Annotated in this window: 16 protein-coding genes and 1 other annotated feature; of the genes, 3 read left to right on the plus strand and 13 right to left on the minus strand. The window is 46.0% G+C overall.

Features of this window, described 5'->3' with window-relative positions; translation table 11 throughout:
- Positions 1-8 precede the first annotated feature (8 nt).
- The 5 genes from NSQ50_RS27220 to NSQ50_RS27240 all read right to left on the minus strand — a co-directional run bounded on the left by NSQ50_RS27220 (position 9) and on the right by NSQ50_RS27240 (position 4579).
- Positions 9-341 carry a 4Fe-4S dicluster domain-containing protein gene (locus tag NSQ50_RS27220; RefSeq protein WP_036680289.1) on the minus strand — a complete coding sequence of 111 codons (333 nt, stop codon included), beginning with the start codon at positions 339-341 and terminating at the stop codon, positions 9-11.
- A complete protein-coding gene (locus NSQ50_RS27225; protein WP_036680291.1) occupies positions 338-1945 on the minus strand; it encodes an FAD-dependent oxidoreductase in 1608 nt (535 codons plus the stop codon). The genes NSQ50_RS27220 and NSQ50_RS27225 overlap by 4 nt, the downstream gene beginning before the upstream one ends.
- Positions 1946-1969: 24 nt before the next feature.
- Positions 1970-2857 carry an ABC transporter permease gene (locus NSQ50_RS27230; RefSeq protein ID WP_036680293.1) on the minus strand — a complete coding sequence of 296 codons (888 nt, stop codon included), beginning with the start codon at positions 2855-2857 and terminating at the stop codon, positions 1970-1972.
- A 35-nt stretch (positions 2858-2892) separates the two neighbouring features.
- On the minus strand, positions 2893-3696 hold the full coding sequence (locus tag NSQ50_RS27235) for an ABC transporter permease (RefSeq protein ID WP_038573373.1): 804 nt from the start codon (positions 3694-3696) through the stop codon (positions 2893-2895).
- Between the two features lie 106 nt (positions 3697-3802).
- Entirely contained in the window at positions 3803-4579 is a 777-nt protein-coding gene (locus NSQ50_RS27240) for an ABC transporter ATP-binding protein (protein WP_036680296.1), read from the minus strand.
- A 326-nt stretch (positions 4580-4905) separates the two neighbouring features.
- Here NSQ50_RS27240 and NSQ50_RS27245 point away from each other — a divergent pair, with 326 nt between their 5' ends.
- Entirely contained in the window at positions 4906-7932 is a 3027-nt protein-coding gene (locus NSQ50_RS27245) for an S-layer homology domain-containing protein (RefSeq protein ID WP_340949822.1), read from the plus strand.
- A 431-nt stretch (positions 7933-8363) separates the two neighbouring features.
- On the opposite strand, the gene NSQ50_RS27250 is transcribed toward NSQ50_RS27245, so the two are convergent.
- Together NSQ50_RS27250 and NSQ50_RS27255 are read right to left on the minus strand one after the other, a co-directional pair.
- Positions 8364-8510, minus strand: a complete 147-nt coding sequence (locus NSQ50_RS27250) for a hypothetical protein (RefSeq protein WP_340949824.1) — start codon at positions 8508-8510, stop codon at positions 8364-8366.
- 45 nt (positions 8511-8555) lie between these two features.
- A complete protein-coding gene (locus tag NSQ50_RS27255; RefSeq protein ID WP_036680299.1) occupies positions 8556-9839 on the minus strand; it encodes an ArsB/NhaD family transporter in 1284 nt (427 codons plus the stop codon).
- Between the two features lie 543 nt (positions 9840-10382).
- Between NSQ50_RS27255 and NSQ50_RS27260 the strand changes: the two genes are divergently transcribed.
- On the plus strand, positions 10383-11468 hold the full coding sequence (locus NSQ50_RS27260) for an LLM class flavin-dependent oxidoreductase (protein WP_036680301.1): 1086 nt from the start codon (positions 10383-10385) through the stop codon (positions 11466-11468).
- 60 nt (positions 11469-11528) lie between these two features.
- Here NSQ50_RS27260 and NSQ50_RS27265 read toward each other — a convergent pair whose 3' ends face one another.
- Entirely contained in the window at positions 11529-11768 is a 240-nt protein-coding gene (locus NSQ50_RS27265) for a hypothetical protein (RefSeq protein WP_036680302.1), read from the minus strand.
- On the minus strand, positions 11765-12772 hold the full coding sequence (locus NSQ50_RS27270; protein WP_170914300.1) for a TIR domain-containing protein: 1008 nt from the start codon (positions 12770-12772) through the stop codon (positions 11765-11767). Before NSQ50_RS27270 ends, NSQ50_RS27265 begins: the two co-directional genes overlap by 4 nt.
- A 149-nt stretch (positions 12773-12921) precedes the next feature.
- Here NSQ50_RS27270 and NSQ50_RS27275 point away from each other — a divergent pair, with 149 nt between their 5' ends.
- On the plus strand, positions 12922-14070 hold the full coding sequence (locus NSQ50_RS27275; protein ID WP_036680306.1) for an N-acetylmuramoyl-L-alanine amidase: 1149 nt from the start codon (positions 12922-12924) through the stop codon (positions 14068-14070).
- A 96-nt stretch (positions 14071-14166) separates the two neighbouring features.
- On the opposite strand, the gene NSQ50_RS27280 is transcribed toward NSQ50_RS27275, so the two are convergent.
- From NSQ50_RS27280 to NSQ50_RS27295, 4 genes are all read right to left on the minus strand, one after another.
- Positions 14167-15459: an Nramp family divalent metal transporter gene (locus tag NSQ50_RS27280; RefSeq protein ID WP_076104178.1), complete on the minus strand. Its 1293-nt coding sequence runs from the start codon at positions 15457-15459 to the stop codon at positions 14167-14169.
- A gap of 206 nt (positions 15460-15665) precedes the next feature.
- Positions 15666-17345, minus strand: a complete 1680-nt coding sequence (locus tag NSQ50_RS27285) for a glutamine--tRNA ligase/YqeY domain fusion protein (RefSeq protein WP_076142222.1) — start codon at positions 17343-17345, stop codon at positions 15666-15668.
- A gap of 81 nt (positions 17346-17426) precedes the next feature.
- Positions 17427-17687 (minus strand) — a binding site (T-box leader).
- A gap of 45 nt (positions 17688-17732) precedes the next feature.
- Complete coding sequence (locus NSQ50_RS27290; RefSeq protein ID WP_076224311.1) at positions 17733-19289, minus strand: SAM-dependent methyltransferase; 1557 nt, start codon at positions 19287-19289, stop codon at positions 17733-17735.
- A gap of 55 nt (positions 19290-19344) precedes the next feature.
- Positions 19345-20199, minus strand: a complete 855-nt coding sequence (locus tag NSQ50_RS27295) for a copper amine oxidase N-terminal domain-containing protein (RefSeq protein ID WP_036680310.1) — start codon at positions 20197-20199, stop codon at positions 19345-19347.
- Positions 20200-20262: the final 63 nt, after the last annotated feature.

The following is a 20262-nucleotide window of genomic DNA, read 5'->3' on the forward strand; positions in this document are numbered from 1 at the left end:
AATCAAGCTCAGAACCCTGCCCTCGACGCCAATTTATACATAAAGTCATGGCTTGCTACCGGCTGCCTGCCCTTACCCCAGCCTACTTTTTCACGATAACCGCCAAGGAGTCCCTGCTCCTGAAGTTCCGCTTCTGTCACACCAATAATATTCTCAGAGTCTGGTGCAACGTAGAGAGCATCGACAGGACAATACAGCTCACACATAAAGCAAGTCTGGCAATCGCTCTGCCGGGCAATAACAGGAATGCCATCCTCTACCCGTTCGAAAACATTAGTCGGGCAGACAGATACACATTGGTTGCACTCTACACATCTGGCAGCGCTGATCACCTCAATCACGATAGAACACCCTCCTTAGCCACGGCTTCCGTCTTCACCCATACCTGATCTAATCCGCCACTGATCAAGCGATGATGCTGGCCATGATCTGTAGCCTTGAAATCCTCACGCTTATGCATGCCTCTCGTCTCTGTACGAGCAAGTGCAGAATTGTACATCCAGCGGGCTGTTGCGGTCATGGCTTCGGCTTCACGTGCCTTGACCCCTTCTGGTGTGCGTTGAATTTCGCGGCTTCGTTGCTCTTTCCACAATCCATCCAGACGATCTAGTGCAGAAGTCAGCCCTTGTTCTGTCCGGAACAAATTGATGTCATACGGTTTCACCTCAGCCTGTACAGCAGACACATACTCTGCCGTTTGGGCCGCCACTCCCGGCTTCACTTCCTGATGCACCAGTGGTGATGATGATAAGCCGACTGGACTACGCTGCGCAGCGTGCGACCCCAGACTCTGTGCATAGACAGCAGCTCCTTCACCAGCAAAAGAACCTGAAGACATCGCCCACGCCGCATTATGGCTGCCTCCGCCAGTAAAACCTCCGCAAATCAGCTCGCGGGTAGCAGCATCTCCTGCCGCGTAAAGTCCGGGAACACCTGTGCCGCAGCTTTCATCTGTAATATGGATGCCACCCGTCCCCCGAACCGTGCCTTCGAGCCGCAAAGTAACCGGAAACGCATCCTTGAACGGATCAATTCCCTGGCGGTCAAAAGGAAGGAAAAAGTTCGTCTGCGCCACCCGCAGCAGCGGTCTTAAATCCTCTGGTGCCCCATCCAGCTTGGCGTACACCTGATTACCTGCCAACAGATTCCGGGCAATTACAGAACGGCCTTTCTTGGAACCGGCTCCCTCCACAATGCTTCCATCCTCATAATAAAAGCTGGCATAGCTGTAATACGCCGTCTTGGTCACCGAAGAGAACGTAGGGCAGATCGCATAGGCATTGGAGAATTCCATGCCGGACAGATTCGCCCCAGCCTCAGCAGCGAAGAGATAGCCATCTCCGGTCAACACGTTGCAGCCAAGTGCCTTGCTTAGGAAGGCGCAGCCTCCGGTAGCAATGACGACTGCTCCTGCCTGAACAGTCCAGGTTTCTCCACTCTGAGTATGAACTCCAGCCGCTCCAGCTACGCCATGCTCATCCGCCAGGAGTTCCAAAGCTGGGCTGTGATCTAGAATTTTAACGCCTGCCTTTTTCACCAGCCTACGCATTAATTTCATATATTCCGGTCCTTGCAGACTTCTTCGGAATTGATTGCCCTGCTCATCTACAGGGAATGGATAACCGGAAACACCCAGCTTGTTCATATTGGCATAGGTTTGATCCAGCACCCGGTCCATCCAGCGAGATTCAGCCAGCTGACCGCCAAGCGCATAACGACTTGCTTTTGCCTCTTTCCGGAGCTTCTCATCCGGTTTCACATACCAGACCCCCGTTCCCGACGGTGCCGTTGCCCCACTTGAACCGCAGTACCCTTTATCTGCAAGGATTACTTTGGCCCCCTTCGCCGATGCAGTAAGGGCTGCCCACGTTCCTGCCGGACCTCCTCCGATAACGAGCACGTCTGCCACCAAATTCACCGATCCTTTTTTCACCGATCCACTCATATGTTCAAGACCTCCTCAGTTTGTTTATCCTTCGTAACTATCGCGCCAGAACAGGAACTTTCGTTCAATAATCCGGAACAAGGAATCGATCAGCTTACCGACAATTGCGAAAATAATAATGCCTACGAATACAACCTCTGTATTAGAGTTCTGCTTCGCTTCATTGATAAGAAACCCAATACCTGACTGTGATCCAATAAGCTCTGCTACAACCAAACCAATCCAAGCTACAGCCAGCGACAACCTTAGCCCTAACAAAATTCCGGGCAGCGCCGCCGGGAGTATAAGCCTGCGCAGCTTCTGATAAGGACTGAATCCTAATACCCGAGCTACTTCGAACAATTTATTGTCCACATTGCGGATGCCCATAAACGTATTAATATAGAGCGGAAAAAAAGAGCCTGTCATAATGATCACAACTTTAGATATCTCTCCAAACCCGAACCAGAGAATAATGAGCGGTGCTATAGCCAAATGGGGAACAAGCCTAAGCACTTGTACGCTAGGATCGAGTACATATTCCACACTGCGGAACAAGCCAGTCAGTACGCCGAATAGAAGACCCAACACACCTCCAATAAGAAATCCGATGCCCGCCCTACCCATGCTGACACCCAGATGATGAGTTAACTCTCCAGTAACCAACAAGTCGGTAAAAGCTCTTGCAATCGAAAGCGGAGTCGGCAAAAAGGTTGCTGAGACCAGCCCCGTACTCCCTGCCAGCTGCCAAAGGACTAACGTCACCACCGGGATAATTGCACCCATTCCCCAATCAGAGAGCAAGGGTTTCCATGCAACTTGTATTGCGGGTTTCTTCGGTGTCTTCTTGGATAAAGGAGCTGTGCCGCTGCTATCCAGCGTTTCTCTGGCTCTTTTAGTATTTTTGATAATAGCTTCTACTCCATCGCTCATGGTGCATCCCCCTTTTGTTTAATGAGCGTTCAAGGTTATCCGCGATAACTGTCTTGCCATCTCAACAACCGTCGTTCAATGTAACGGACAATGGAATCACTCAATAATCCAGCTACGGCAAAAATAATAATTCCCACGAACACCACTGGTGTGTCCGCGAATTGACGCGCATCGGACATCATGTATCCAATGCCTGAGGTAGATGCAATAAGCTCTGCCACTACTAACCCCAGCCAAGAAAGCCCTAGAGAGAGACGAACTCCAAGAATAATGTTCGGCAGCGCTGCTGGAAGTACTAACCTGCCAATCTGCTTCAACCGGCTGAAGCCAAGTACCCGGGAAACTTCAAATAGCTTGTTATCCACGCCGCGAATTCCCATGAACGTATTAATATAAAGTGGGAAAAAAGCTCCCTTAGCAATCAATAGCACCTTCGACTCCTCACCGATCCCGAACCATAAAATGAACAGCGGTACTACCGCCAGACTGGGAATCATACGGATCATTTGCAAGGAGGGATCTAACAGCTTCTCCGATCTGCGGAACAGGCCTACGAGAAGTCCTAACAGCAGACCCAGTCCACCACCTAGCAGGAATCCAGAAAAGGCTCTGACCAAGCTGATCCTAAAGTTCGGCCACAAATCGCCTGAAGCCGCTAAAGTTACAAAAGATTCCGCAATCGTATACGGCGTAGGGAACAGCATCTCCGAGATCATTCCATAATGCCCAAGCGTCTGCCACAGAATCAGCACACTGCCCGGCAGCAAAAGACCAAGTCCTAGTGTTGCCACCTTTCCGGGGCGTCCGGAAGTTCTTATGGCTACAGCCCGATTTGTCATACTTTGAACCCACCTTTTTTCAGCTTTACGATCACTTTAAATAAACAGAAAGAGACCCTCGAATAGTAATACCTTCGAAAGTCTCCATGGGTATGGTCGACCTATTTTATATTCCGGCTCCGTCTGTAAGCTCTAGCTCATCTACCTTTTCAAAATAATTCAACACCTTCAAACGCAGCTCTTGAAAGGAGGTCGTCGTTTTTTTCCGTGGATACGGTAAATCTATCGGTACAATTTTACGTATTTTCCCGGGACGCGGCTCTAGAATCACTACTCGATTACCCAAGAACACAGCCTCATCAATATCATGCGTTACAAAAATCATGGTTGTTTGGTTAGCCCGCCAAATGTCCAGCAGTACCGTCTGCATATGGGCCCGAGTGAATGCATCCAGTGCACCAAACGGTTCGTCCAGCAACAGTATTTTCGGATTGCGCAGAAGTGCACGAGCTATTGCTACCCGCTGGGCCATCCCTCCCGACAACTCGCGGGGATAAGATTTCTCAAATCCATTTAGCTTCACCAGATCAATCAATTCATCGACCTTCCGCCTGACTTCCTTGTTCCCTAGCGGTAAATCAGAGGCAATATTCTTCTCAACGGTAAGCCAGGGAAAGAGGCGATGCTCCTGAAAAATAAAACCCTTATCGATCCCAGGACCCCCAATCTCCGCCCCTTCCAGGGTGACGCTGCCAGTGTACCCGCTATCCAGACCGGCTACGATGCGTAATAGTGTACTTTTTCCACAGCCGCTGGGGCCGATGACTGTAATAAATTCGCCCTCCTGTACATGGAGATCTACATTATGGAGTGCTTGAACATGACCACCGGCAGACTCAAAACGTTTATTTAGGTTCGAAATAGACAGCAACGCTTCTCCCACCTTGACCCCTCCTTTAATCTGTATGGACAAAAAAACAGAGGCATTGCGTTTTTACATTCGCAATACCTCTGTAGGAACAGTCGGCAATCATTATTCAAAGTAAATCAATTGGAATTATAATATTTAAAATATCATCGATTTTATAAGCTGTCAACAAAAAACAAGCCCTTTTATGGAACAGAAGTGGAGTTATTTCTAGTTCATAAGTTAGAAAAGCAATGAATTAAATCACTTTCAGTAGGATGAAAGTATTAAAAAACCTCACTTTTGCGTCGATATAATGAAGTAAGCTTATGACAAATTGGTTCTAAGGAAGGGGCTTTTGCTTGAAAAGCATATCATTAAAATGGGGAGCAACACTTGTTGCCCTTAACACCTTGTTCGGTGGTACCCTCTACGCATCTGCAGCTGAAATCACTCCACCGTTCTCTGATTTAACCGAAATACAACAGACGAAAAGTGCCGCAATCCTCGAGGCTGCTCGTCTAGGCTTGCTTAAAGGCGATCCCAACGGACAATTCAGACCCACTGCGACAATGACTCGCCAAGAGCTGGCAGCCATTTTAGCGAAGACCTTAAAGCTAGATTCCTCAGTGAACTCCGCCTCTACCTTTAGAGACGTATCTGATTCCAGTTGGAGTGTGTCCGCTATTGAGGCTGTTAAAAAGGCAGGATTTATGGAGGGTGATCTTACAGGTAATTTTAATCCATCCAGACCTGTAACTAGAGAAGAGCTTGCAGTTATATTTGTACGTGCCATCCGCGGAACTGGAGCGCAAGGTGGACAAGCCAACAAGGTTAATGACGAATCCACAATCAGCAATTGGGCAAAAGAGTATACCGACGTCGCATTACGTCTTAAACTTATAGACTCTCCCGAAGATATGTTCAGCCCCAAAGGTACTGTTCAGCGGCAGGATATGGCTTCTTTTCTGCTGAATATTTTTAAAGAAGAACAACAAACTGCAACGATCGACAATATAGATGGAGATTTCGTAACGATCAATGGCACGCCTTACCTCATTGAAGGTAAACTCAAAGAATTAATGGGTGATAACAACCATGATGCTTTAAGAGGAGCTGTCCTTAAGTTCAATTCTTTGAATCGTCATGTGGACGGTTTGCAGGAGCTTGAAATTGTACAAAAAGGGGTTCAACTAAATACCTCCGGCTTACCCTCCGGTTCTTTGCTCAATATTTCTGGAAATGATGTTATTATTAAAGGCAATGTTACCGGTGATTTGAAGATTAAAAATGGCGTTTCGAGTATAACTTTTCAGGGCCAAATTGGGCAGATCATTGTGGATTCTATAACTCCAGTTACTATTCATGGTAGCGGTTCCCTGCAAACCTTAAAAATAGTTGAAGGCGGCGCTAAGATCACCATCGACCCCTCCTTGTCTATTCAAAATCTGCAGTTGCCTGGCAACAGTCTGCCTTCACATTTCATAACAAATTACACAGCCATTCAAGATAATATCCAAACGGTTCAAAATACATCTGGAGCCGTTGCTCCTGCGTATACTTCGTCCACGTCTGCTAACGCCGCCGTGAGCGATCCGACTCCTGAGCCTACTCCGATAGCGACTCCTAGTCCTACTCCGGTCGCGACTCCTGAGCCTACTCCGGCACCGACTCCTAGTCCTACTCCGGTGCTGACTCCGAGCCCTACTCCGGTCGCGACTCCTGAGCCTACTCCAGTAGCGACTCCTGAGTCTACTCCGGTAGTGACTCCTAGTCCTACTCCGGTAGCCACTCCTGAGCCTACTCCCGTAGCGACTCCTAGTCCTACTCCGGTAGCCACTCCTGAGCCTACTCCGAGTCCTACTCCGGTAGTGACTCCTAGTCCTACTCCGGTGCTGACTCCTGAGCCTACTCCGGTACCGACTCCTGAGCCTACTCCGGTGGCCACTCCTAGTCCTACTCCGGTCGCGACTCCTAGTCCTACTCCGGTGGCGACTCCTGAGCCTACTCCGGTGGCCACTCCTAGTCCTACTCCGGTGCTGACTCCTGAGCCTACTCCGGCGCCGACTCCGGTGAACCATGCACCAGTCGCGCAAAATAATATTGATCCAATATCTGCTCTGATCACAAACGGTGTCCAAAACGTCGACATCAGTAATGTGTTCATTGATCCGGACGGCGACCCGCTTACATTCGCAGCTGCATCCTCTGACGCTAGCGTTGCCACTGTATCTGTAAATGGGAATCATCTCAACCTTGTGCCGGTCGATTCAGGTACAGCCTTGATTACAATAACAGCAATGGACAGCCAAGGTGGCGTTAACACTGCTACTTTTGTATTCACTGTAACGTCTAATCAGCCACCAATTGCGATATCTGGAATCACTACTCAACTCTTAACACCAGGTATCACGGCACCACGTATATTTGATCTGGCCCAGCTTTTTCAAGATCCAGACAATGACATGCTTACTTATTCAGCTTCTATAGATAACGTAAATGCTGGTACACTTAGTATTAATGGCAACACTCTGACGGTAACTCCGGCAGCTAATAGTTCAGCTAGTGGTTTAGTGACCCTCACAGCAATGGATAATAAAGGAGGTTCAACCACCTCAACTTTCACCTTGATTACAGCCCAGCTTGTAAACAACGGCTTTGTGCCAATAACCACCAAGCAAGGTGTGTCCAATATTTCCTTCGATATTTCCAAGCTGATTCCTAATCAGAGTCAATTTAAAGTGTATACAGAAAACAGCACAGGTTCATTGAGCGGACCTGCAACTCTGAATGGAGCTATATGGAATGGTCCTACAAGTCCAGGAACGGTATGGATAGTAGGTTCTGATGGCAAAGCGGTTGTATTATCTATAAGTGTGGCTTCACAGGGTACCTCCGAGCTATTCTTCTCAGAGTATCTGGACGGCGGTGACGGCAGAATCGCAGTTGAGCTGTACTATAAAGGAAATGGTAATCCCGCAGGAAAAGCAGAAGGTTACACCCTTGAAGTCCACCAATTTATGAAAGCCACTCAAACCAAACAGGTTTATTCCCGGCCACTATTTCCTGTATCTGTAGCAATGCCTTATATGTTTATAGATTCTACTTTTGGGGACGCATTTGATTTAATGAATATCTCCTATTACAATGATGAGCTGAGTCTATATAATCCAAAAACATATAATATTACAGCATTAGTACTGAAGAAAAACGGCCAAATCGTAGATGTTCTCGGTGACCCTACCTCTAATCAGCAATTCCTCTCCACAGGTGGAACTATTGTCCGTAAATCTGGTATATACACTGGATCACAGCAGTATTCACTTGAGGGCGAGTGGAATCAATATCCCAAAGGAAGTTACCAGTATTTTGGAAGTCATACTCCTTAAGCAGCCCTTTCTAATGTAAAAAACAAGCAGGCAGTGAGCCTCCAGATATTGGAGAATCACTGCCTGCTTGATTATCTGCATTGCGTAGCGTTAAGTCGACTTTGGGTAAACCTCGGAATAACTCCTCCGGATCCCCCCGTATATTTTATATCGCCGAATCTAGATCAAATCTTTGATTTAGTTGCATTCTGTACACTTATTTCGTATAAAAAAGGGGGTGTCCTGAATATAACTGTATTCTATACAATTAAAATCCAGAAAAATCACCTTTAGCTGAGGAAATCATGAAAATAAGTGTACTGAATACAGCTATTTTTTGGGGACAATTTATTCGATGAGTTATAACTGTACAAAATACACTTATATGCTCCCACCGTCACTTCAACATATGTTCACCGCTTCAACATCTGCATTTTGCCTCCACTTGTTACTTATACTCCTGCATCTTCTTCCACTTCTTCCACTTCTTCCACTACTTCCTCTACTCCTTCTACTTCCTCTACTTCCTCTACTTCCTCTACTTCCTCTACTTCCACTACTCCTTCTACTTCCTCCACAACTTCTACCTGCCGTTTCAAAATATCACTTCAAGCATATTACTCCCTGGCTCTTAGTAACGCTGCTTACATCAGATATCTTAAATATAAATACACGCTGGAGATCACAATGGACAACAGCATCAAAGGAAAACCGACCTTCAAATACTTCATGAACGTAATCGGGTACCCCTCTTTACCTGCCAAACCCGCTACGATCAAATTAGCACTCGCACCAATCAATGTGCCATTGCCACCCAGACAAGCCCCTAAGGCCAAACTCCACCATAACGGCTCCAAATTGCTGATCCCCATATTGCCCATCTCCTGAATCAGAGGGATCATAGTTGCTACAAAAGGAATGTTATCCAGAAATGCTGAGGTAATGGCGCTGACCCATAAAATCATCATTGAGCTCATCAGCACATCACCATTCGTTATTTCAATCGCTTTTGCTGCCAGCTCTGCAATCACACCTGTCTCTACAAGCCCTGACACCAACACGAACAGTCCGATAAAAAAGAAGATCGTAATCCACTCCACGCTGTGAAAAGCTTTTTCCAGCATATGTTCCCCTCCGGTCAGCAGCAGCAGTAAAAATGCACCGGCCAGTGCAACTGTAGCGGACTCCAAATGTAACGCCTGATGTAAAAAGAACCCGGCAATCGTAATTGCCAATACGATCAGACATTTTCGCAGCAGCTTATGATCCGTAATCATAACCTTCTCATCCATATCCATGATGCTCTGCTGCAATTCAGGTGTAGTTTTAATTTGTTTACCGAACATCAATAACAGCAGCGGGATATACGCCAAAACAATGATGATAATCACAGGTGTCAGATTGCTAATAAAAGCCATGAAGGTCAGCTCCTTAACAGCACTGCCAATCATGATATTAGGCGGGTCTCCGATCAAGGTTGCCGTTCCGCCTACATTAGATGCGATAATTTGTGACATTAAAAAAGGCAGCGGATGTATGCGCAGTTGTCTTGTAATACTGAAGGTGACTGGCACCATAAGCAGCACTGTCGTCACATTATCCAAAAAGGCTGAAGCCACTGCGGTAATCACAAACAAAGCAATCAGTATTCTTTTCGGCTTCCCCTTCGCCAACTTAGCTGATTTCACAGCTGCGTATTTAAAGAGCCCCGTCTCTGCGGTAATCCCTACAATCATCATCATCCCTACAAGCAGTCCTATAGTATTAAAATCGATGTGCTGCAGTGCCGTCTCCTGATCCACAATGCCCATCGCTATCATGACGATAGCTCCTAACATCGCCAGAATGGTACGGTGAATCTTTTCGGAAATAATAAGTCCATAAATCAGCAGAAAAATGCCTATCGCCCAAACCGCTTGCTGTTCCATAATATCCCTCGGTCCTTCTATGTAATTTCGTTAACTTACAGTCTACTCATCATATAACCTTATTATCATAAAATAGATTTGTATTTTTCGCACGGGGATTGTGGAATCATTCCACTAAAAAACGACTCTGCCGGATGTTTATCGGAGAGCCGTTGTAGATTCGATTATTTCATTTTTAGAGCCTGAGGCTCCTTGAAAGCAGTTAACGTCCCTTTAATCTGCACAATTATCATACCGTTTAGATCAATAGCAACCAATTTCCTATCGGTCTGGGCTACATACATGCCATGTCCCAGGCACCAAACTCCTCCTCATATAAGTAACTGCCTCATTTGGATAGATTCTTAAAATCAAATATAATAACATCAGACGAGCAGGATATAACCCTTATGGATTATTATTCCATTTTGTCAAAAACAACAGAAGAAATCAAAACATTTACTCACAAACTTACATTTTGTAAGTCATTGTGTTATAATAATCACATTCCTCCATACACGGACAGGCTTTAGCAAATATATGAATAACAAGGGGTTTGTGAGCATGAGTAACGAAACAACCGCAGCACCAGCATCCGATTTTGAATTTGGTATCTATACCTTAGGAGACATCGTTGCGGATTGTCATACAGGGAACAAGATCAGTCCAAAACAACGTCTCGACGAAGTCGTGGCTGCAGCTAAGCTGGCAGATGAGGCGGGACTTGATGTATTTGGTGTAGGTGAGCATCATCGTCTTGATTTTGTAATTTCTTCGGTGCCAGTCGTACTGGCTGCCATTTCTCAGGTTACTAACAGAATTAAACTAACGAGCGCAACAACCGTATTAAGCACCATTGATCCTGTGCGGGTGTTCGAGGATTTCGCCACACTTGATTTGCTGTCGAATGGACGTGCAGAGATTATTGCGGGGCGTGGTGCGTTTGTGGAGTCTTTTCCGCTCTTCGGGTATGAGCTTGAAGATTATCACCGTCTATTCTCCGAGAATATCAATTTACTCTTGGAGCTTAACAAACATGAAGTTATGAACTGGGAGGGCTCCTTCCGTTCATCGCTGAAGGATTCGGAGATTGCTCCACGTCCATTACAGGAGAATCTTCCACTCTGGATTGGTGTAGGCGGTTCTCCAGAAAGCGCGGAGAAGGCCGGGATGCTCGGGACCGGAATGGCTATCGCCATCCTAAGCGGCAGTCCAGAGCCTTTTCAAGAGCTTGCCGCAACCTATCGGCGTTCCGGAATTCAAGCAGGACATGCACCGGAGGATCTAAAGATTGCGATCACTAGCCACGGCTACATTGCTGAAACCTCACAGCAGGCGTTGGACGAATATTACCCTTACTACTATAGTTACCGTAACTCTATCCGTCCAAAACCGGGTCAAGAGTACAAGGTGTCTCGTGATGACTTTGGGCAATATGTATCTGCTGATAACACGATGGCTGTGGGCAGCCCGCAGCAAATTATCGAAAAAATTCTCTATCAGCATGAGCTGTTCGGTCATAGCCGCTTTATGACTCAGCTCGATATCGGCGGCCTTCCTTACGCTAAGGTAGCCAAAGCCATTGAGCTTTTGGCAACAGAGGTTGCACCTGTCGTACGGCGTGAGATCGCCAAGAAGAACAACCGTTAGAATGGAATACCAAAAAGGGGCCCTCAAGCCAATGGCTGAGGCCCCCTTTTTATAAAAAAATCACGCAAAGGATGGTTTATTATTATCTACTTTTCCGCTGATAAGCTTCTTATACTCGTCGTCTCCGCCGTCCAAAGAAGGTGCAGTATAAATCTGAGCTGAAGCTGGCTGCTGAGCAGAATGACTCGAGCCTGCTTTTCTTTTGGTGCTTTTGTCATCGCCGCCTGCACTCCTGCTCCCACCACTCGCAGATCGGAGAACAGCATCAGATAAGCTGTTAATACCTTTTATTCTCTTCATGCTGAATCCTCTCCTACTAAATGATTGATGGTACGGAATAAATCCTGATTATTCCCAACTACCGCCTTAAGATCATCTGCAGATAATCCATCACTTCCTGAGAAATGAACGGAAAGAACATACTTCTTACCTAGAGGATAGCATAGGATATATACCTCTGCAACTTCCGTGCGTTGAAAAAAAGTCCATTTACTCGATAAAAATGCATCTACCACACTAGGCTGCTTCTCATTCCCTTTCGTTACAGACAAGGGATAGGAGTGACCGCGTCCGACATTCCCCCCCACCTGAACTAGTTGTTCCTTCGCTTGTGCCTGCCAGATAGCTGCACCGATTACACGACAATGCTTCGGAGGTAAAAAGGAATTGCGTATCGCCTCACTAAGTGCGTGATACTTCTCTCCATTCTCGGAGATGGTCACATTACTATTATATTGCCAAAAAAAATGAAGGATACTTTCCTTGCGCCTTAAATCCATCTTTAGCTGCTCTAAATCTTTAAGCGGGTCACGGAATCTTCCACGCTCTTGAATACTATCAATAATCTTACCACAGCTCACATCCACAGCAGCCGTAGGATTATCGTGATGCACTTCATACTCTAACGATGTAATTCCTGCTAAATCAGATAGCAGATGATATTCTTCTACATTTTCTCCAGGGATCAGATCATCACGCGCAGTTACCTGATCAGGTACTAGACAAAAAACACGGCTGCGCCGCAATCTAGCCCAAAACAAACCCATTTCAAACCCCGTATTATCGCGGGTCACATAATAATATTTACCACGGATTTTGGCGACATCATCTGGCGAGAACACAAATACGGCAAAATCGCTCTCATCCAAATTTCTCTCCAACGCCTCCATGGTGTATTCATTCGCACGAAAAGCGTTGGCATACCAAGGATGCACTTCAGCATCCCTCTTCAGCTGCTCATGAATCGCTCTTGCATAACGTATAGACTCCCTGGAAGATCCAATGAATAGCTTTGGTTTAGTCACGGCAATGCTCCTTCATCCTCTTTCCCGATATGTAATAATTATACAAGTCTTTAGACCACCAGAAAAGAGGCCTTATTCTCAAAAAATATTATTCTAAACCTCGTAAATTGGGTAAGGAATTACGACTACTCTCAAAAAGCGAGGATACTATGAACAAAATGATAGGTGTCACCCTGCTCACAGCTTGCCTTTTGGGTATAGCAGCGCCACAGTCTGCTGAAGCAAAGACAGCAGCAGGAAGTTATACCGCACAGGTATATGCGAGTTCTTTAAATGTACGCGATGAACCGGCTAAGAATGCAACTGTTGTAGGATCAATTAAGAATGGGGCTCGGGTTACTGTGACTGATGAGCAGCACGGATGGTTAAAGGTTAAGGCGGGGAGCACCTCTGGCTGGGTAGCGGGTTATTACCTAAAAAAGGTGAACAGCAACTCCCTGCAATCCAGCGCTTCTGGAACGTCTATTGCTACTAAAACCAATACTGCCTCGTCAACATCAGCCAATGCTTTTAGTAGAACTTCAAAGGCTACAGTCACGGCTGATTCTCTACGCATCCGAAGTGGCCCAGGAACACAATATAAGGTGCTCGGTTCTTTAAAAGCCAAGGATACAGTCACTCTCCTTCTTCATCAGAACGGCTGGGCTCGAATTCGCACAGCCAGCGGTGAAACTGGTTGGGTGGCAGAGCAATATATCCGAAGCGGAAGCACACCAAGCAGTACAAGCAGCATAAGCACCGTCCAGCACAAAGGCGGACTACGAGGAAAGCTGATCGTCATCGATCCTGGTCATGGCGGCAGTGATCCGGGCATGCTCGGCACTACATATAACACCATGGAAAAGGATTTGAATCTGCACACTGCACTTTATGTCCGGGATGCTCTTGTTGCTAAAGGAGCACGGGTAGAGATGACTCGCACCCGAGACGATCAAAAGCCCACGTTAGCACGTCGTGTTCAGATGAGCCAAGCCCTGCGTGCTGACGCTTTTGTAAGCGTTCATTATAATTCTTCACCTAAAAATGTGTCCGGAACGTTGACCTTCTTTTATTCAGAAGCGGATGATTTGAAGCTCGCGCGGGCGATTGAAACCCGGCTGGGGCAAGGCATCGGTCTGAAGAGCAACGGGTTGTCCTTTGGCGATTATCACATCCTAAGGGAGAATCGGATTCCAGCTACCTTGGTCGAGCTTGGATTCCTTACCAATCCTATAGACGAGTCCATTGTCCGCAAGACCTCCTATCAGAAAAAAGCGGCTAAAGCCATCGCCGAAGGCGTAGCAGATTATTTTAAATAACTGGCTGGAACAACCCTCCAAAAAAAAAGCCCGACCCATGTATCTCTCAGGTATGATCTGAGGAGATTTGTGGGTCGGGCTCTTTTGACTGCTTCCTTATACGAGCATTTGATAGACCAAGAACAAGTTCAACGATACAACCAGACCGGAGATAATCCAGCCCAGAGTGGCTGTCATTTTGCGGTTCACTAACCCGCCCATAATCTGGCGGTTGCTTGTAAACACAACCAGTGGAATCAACGCGAACGCAATCCCAAAGGACAAAATCACTTGACTTATTACGAGTGCCTTCGTTGGATTCACACCAAAACCAATGATCGCTAGTGGGGGAATGATGGTAATCGCACGGCGCAAGTACAGGTTAATTCTTTTGTTGATGAAGCCTTGCATAACCACATCGCCAGCCATAGTCCCTACGGAGGAACTCGACAGTCCCGCAATGAGTAGTCCCAGCCCAAACGAGATCGCCGTTACTGGCCCAGCTAAGTGACCAAATTGCTGAAACGCGACATCCAGATCCTCAACCACGAGGCCATTTTTGAAAAACAATGCCGCGGAGACAATTACCATAGCCAGATTTACTGCACCTGCGATAATCATCGCAATAATAATATCTATAAATTCCAATTTGAAAATCTGTTTTTTCTCCGATTCATTCACCCCGACGATACGGTTCTGTGTAAGTGATGAATGCAGGTAAATCGCATGTGGCATCACGGTTGCACCTAGAATTCCTGCGGCCAAAAGTATGCTGTCCACCCCTTCAAACTTCGGTGTAAACATGCCTACAGCAACAGCTCCCATATCTGGTTTAGCTACAATAACTTGAAAAGCGAAGGCTAATACGACTATAAGAATCATTGCGGCAATCCCTGCCTCAAGGGAGCGGTATCCCCGGCGTTGCAGCTCTAAGATAGCAAATGAACCCACCGCAGTAATCAGTGCTGCTGGCAGCATGGGAATATCAAATAAGAGATATAATCCTAATGCCGCCCCGATAAACTCTGCCAGATCCGTAGCTATAATCACCAGTTCACTTTGAATCCATAAGAAGATAGATACACTCTTCGGAAAACGATCATGAGCGATCTCAGGCAAGTTCTTGCCTGTCGCAATCCCCAGCTTGGCGGATAACGCTTGGATTAATACAGCCATTAGATTCGAGGCTACGATCACCCACAATAAAAGATATCCATATTTGGAGCCTGCCGTAATATTGGTGGCAAAATTACCCGGATCCAGATAAGCAACTGCAGCGATAAAAGCTGGGCCTAGGAAAGGAAGTAATCGTTTAATCCCTTTGATCTCCCCGTTAAGTACGGCTTGTGCTGAAACAGAGTTCTTATGTTGTTTTATATGTGGTTGTTCTACTAAAGTTTGTTCGAGCATTTCAATTCCTCCTCTTGCCCTGAAAAAGTTGTCTATATACACGAAAGTTTCCCCTGTGCAACTTATATTTAAAGTATATGCTTATTTCTGAAAAATGTAAATATGTTTCATATGGAATTTTCATTTGCTTATAATACTTATGACCAATAACAAAAAAAGCTAGACGATGATCAGAAATTACCCGATCTTCGCCTAGCTTAAGCTGCTTATGAATTTTTCTTCCATGTGTCCTTCAGCGGTACTATCCGATTCAGCACCAGCTTATCTGCCGTGGTGTACTTCGTATCCACACAGAAAAATCCATGCCGGATCAATTGAAATTTATCTTCTGGCGTTGCGTTGCCCATCGATGGCTCCAGCAAACAATCCTTCAGGATCGTCAAGGAATCCGGATTAAGATACGCGTCCCAGCGCTCACCGTCTTCTTTAGGACCGTCGTTATCTTTCAGCAGCCGCTCATATAGATGAACATCAGCTTTGATAGCATGATCTGCCGATACCCAGTGAATGGTTGCCTTAACCTTCCGTTCATTAAACCCGCTTCCGCTCTTCGTTCTCGGATCATAGGTGCAGCGAAGCTCTAGGATTTCTCCGGTAACTTCGTCCTTGATTACTTCGTTGCATTTAATGAAATAAGCACCCTTTAGCCTTACCTCGTTCCCCATAGTCAGCCTGTGATAACCTTTTGGCGGCTCCTCCATGAAATCTTCTTGTTCAATATAAAGGGTTCGTGAAAAAGGAACCTCTCTTTCCCCAAGTGACTTATCTTCACTGTTATTCTCAATCGTCAGCCCTTCATTATGATCCTCAGGATAATTAGTAATGACCACTTTTAAAGGCTTAAGAACAGCCATCACACTTGGAACCTTTGCCTTCAAAGCTTGTCTAAGCGCATGCTCTAACATGGCAATATCCACAATGGTGCTATTTCTGACAAATCCAATTTCCTTCACAAAATTCCGGATACTCTCCGGTGTAAAACCTCTTCTGCGTAAACCGCGAAGCGTAGGAAGTCTTGGGTCATCCCAACCGTCCACATAATGGCCTGTAACCAGTTGCCTGATATACCGTTTACTCGTCACAACTCCGGTGATGTTCACCCGTCCAAACTCTCTTTGCTTGGGAGCTTCAGGGGTATCCAGCTCATTCAGTACCCACTCATAGAGCGGCCGATGATCCTTAAATTCAATCGAGCATAAGGAATACGTAATCCCTTCGATAGCATCTTGTATAGGATGGGCAAAATCATACATCGGATAGATACACCATTCGTTACCCGTTCTATAATGCTCCGCATGAATGATTCTGTAAATCACCGGATCACGTAAGTTGATATTAGGTGAGCTCATATCTATTTTAGCCCGCAACACTCTGGCTCCCGTCGGATAATCTCCAGCTTTCATCTCCGTAAATAACCGCAAATTCTCTTCTACAGAACGCTCCCGGAACGGGCTGTTTTTTCCCGGCTCCGTAAGCGTCCCTCTATAGGCTGTCACCTCTTCAGGTGATAAATCACAGACATAAGCCTTTCCTTTTCGGATTAACGTAACTGCGCTATTGTATATTTTCTCAGAATAATCTGATCCATAAAAAATATGGTCCGGTGGATAGCCCATCCATTGAATATCTTCGATGATGGCATTTACATACTCCAAATCCTCTTTTAAAGGATTGGTGTCATCAAAGCGCAAATGGAACTTCCCGCCATACTTTTTCGCAGTCGTATAGTTCGTGTGAATAGCATACGCACTGCCAATATGCAGATACCCGTTAGGCTCAGGTGGAAATCTCGTGCAAATATCTCTACTGTAAGTCCCTGCTCCCAGCTCTTCTTGAATCAATCTGTCGATGTAACTCTCTGCTAATACTTCCGGTTCCTCGTTCATTGGTGTTACCTCCTGTTTATAAGTGATATCCGCCTGCTTAATCTGCAAAATAAAAAGAACCTCACCTCCAAGACTTATGGTCTTGGGGACGAAATTCTCGCGGTACCACCCCAGGTTCATTAATATGTCACCATATTAATCTCATCAAGTACGGCAAAACATCTTACGCAGTGCTTATACTCTAGCTCTATAACAGGAGCTCCCGTCATACCATCCCCTTAGTCCGGTTCCGATATGCCGCTCAGAGGCTTGTTTCGATAAAATCCCCCTTACCCTGTTCTCATCATCCAGGGCTCTCTGTGAAGGAATGATTTCATGTACTCTTCTCGTCATCGCGTTTGATTATTTTGTATAGGATACCAAAAAGATAACCCTATGTAAATGTGCTTATTCCTCGCTCAGCGCCGTTAGAAGCTCCAATACTACTTCATTGTCAGGCTCTGCAGCCAAAGCTCTACGCGCGTATTCCAATGCAGCAGCTTCAGCTCCTAGCTCGTAGTTACAAATTGCCATGCTATAAAGCACTGATGCTAATGGTTCTTCCGTATTGGCATGCATAGAGCGTTCTAAGTAAACCAATGCTTCCGCGAATTTATCCATTTCATACAGCAGTAAGCCAGCATCTAGCGACAGGTCATAACTCTGTTCCATCGGATAATAGCCAGTCCACATCAACTGTATTCCTCGCTGTAAATCCAGCATTTCTTCATCACTGGCACTGGGCAGTAGCTCCGAAATCTGTTCAGCACTATGGATAAACCATTCAGCATCATACCCACCCAAACGCCAAAAGGCCAAAATTTGCTGCAGCCCCATCGTATCTAATTGCTGATCCATCCATTCCTTCATACTAAAGAAATCATCGGGACCAAAACGTTCTATAAACCGCTTGTAACCCAGCCGAGTATTTGTATAGCTCAACGGAGTTGGAAGCATAAGAATACAGCCGATGTTCAGGTTTTTATAGTGATGACTGGTGAATATTGAATGCGCCCCTTTTTGTTTCAGCACATGTTCTATCGCATGATAATTCGCAGTCAAAGAGAAGCTTCCGTGATGAATCAGCAATGGAGGTTCTGCAAATTCCCAGTTCTCTAAGCGATGGTCTCCCTTATCCGCTGTAAGCAGCACGAATCCCTCTGTAGAGAGCCGCGCAAGCCGCTCCAGACAAGTGAGCCCCACCACCGGAAAGAGTATATGTGAATCCTCCAGCTTCTGCTGATAAAGCGCTATAACGTCATGATAGGGATAAGTCTCCTCTTCATAACTAGCCGCACGCCGATAATGGTACTGCGGGATGATTTTGCCGAGCGCATCGGAGGGGTTATCCGGATCAACTTCCGCCGAATACTGGATCGAAACCTCACATTCATATATTTTTCCTTCATCCACATAAATTAATTCTTGCGGAATGCTGTCAAAAAAATAATTTGCCACAATCACCAATGGCTGCTGTAAATCACCCGGCCGAATGTTGAGCTTAGCGTGTACTAAATGTAGTTCTACATCCTGCACAGCATCAAAACGTGCGAAGTCCAAAATACCCTGCTTCACGTAAGGAAGTAGGCTCGGGTGCTGCTGCCAACTGGATATATTTTTGGAAGGCAAATCGCTCATCACATAACGAAAAGGAGGTAGAGGAATATCTGCGTAGTCTACGATTTCACACAACTTTTTAAGCACATGGAACGCTAACCGGCCTGCTCCCGCTCCAAGTTCTAGAATCGTAACGGTCTCTGAGAGATGCCCTTGTCCAGCCCGGTCTTGCAGGAATCCAAAGATCATCTCTGCGTATGCTGTTGCAATCATAGGGTTACTCGTGATGTACTGCGGGACCTGATCATTATTCCAAGCCTTTAATCCCTGCTCTTCATAATATGTTCGTTGCAATTCCCAAATCGGTGCTTCGCTGAAGCGATATTGCTGCTCTTTGTTACCTGTCATCTGTTTCTTTACCCGCTCTCTGTCTAGCTTGTTTGAATAATCTATAGCAAATGCCTTATTGCGCTCTCAATGTGCGTGACCTGAAAATGACGTATTCAGCCTCTGTTGGAATGGAAACGGAAAATGATAATAATGCCGCCTTGGAGGTTGAAGAATCAGGTCCTTTCAACGTTTGATAAAAAGAATTTCCTTTACTGTCCACACTCACCAGCTCTAATTCCGCGTTTCCTTTAGGGATGATGAATCCGGAGGTATTTTGCACGCCTAAGGTTAATCTATATTCTTTCCCGGATTGAGCCTGCGTTAGCATAGTAGGATATAAAGGATACGGATGTGCTGTCGTTTCGAGTGGATAAGGAGCAAGGGCAAGATCTGCCTCAGGCTTCACCCATTCCTCCCCTTTTCTGGCTCCAATGCCAAGGGTTAATTTATTCACATTATTAAATTGCACTTCCCAGCGAAAAGACTTAAGCCCTTCTAAAATAGGGGAAGCCGGAACAAACAGAGCGCCATCCTTTACCTCTGGAGCAACGCCTAATGATTCTACGGTCTCCCCATTAAAATCTGCCTCTAGCTGCCCTGCTTTAATATTTCCTACAGATCGGTCCAACAGTGAAACAGTAACACTCTTGCTCAGAGCGTCATAGAGCAAATCTGCGCCAATCGCATTGGAGAAGGCTCGAATCGGCACCATTAATTTACCTGCTTTGAAATAAGGGGCGAGTTTACCTGGAAAAAGCACGTAATATCCCCCGTATGACAGTGGCATTACCTGTGTCCCTAACTGGACAGCTGCTGACACCGATGTAGGTGTAACCGCAGATCCCACGGCGAACATAATCACTAAAAGACCTATTACATAAGCTTTTATTTTCCCTAATCGTTGTAAGGACTCCTTGATGTGAATCATCACAAACCCCTCTCCAGTTCATCTAGAACCTTAGCCTCTATTAGTAATAATCAATGATGACCC

The organism is Paenibacillus sp. FSL R10-2788, from assembly GCF_038003885.1.
Lineage (GTDB): Bacteria > Bacillota > Bacilli > Paenibacillales > Paenibacillaceae > Paenibacillus_AQ > Paenibacillus_AQ odorifer.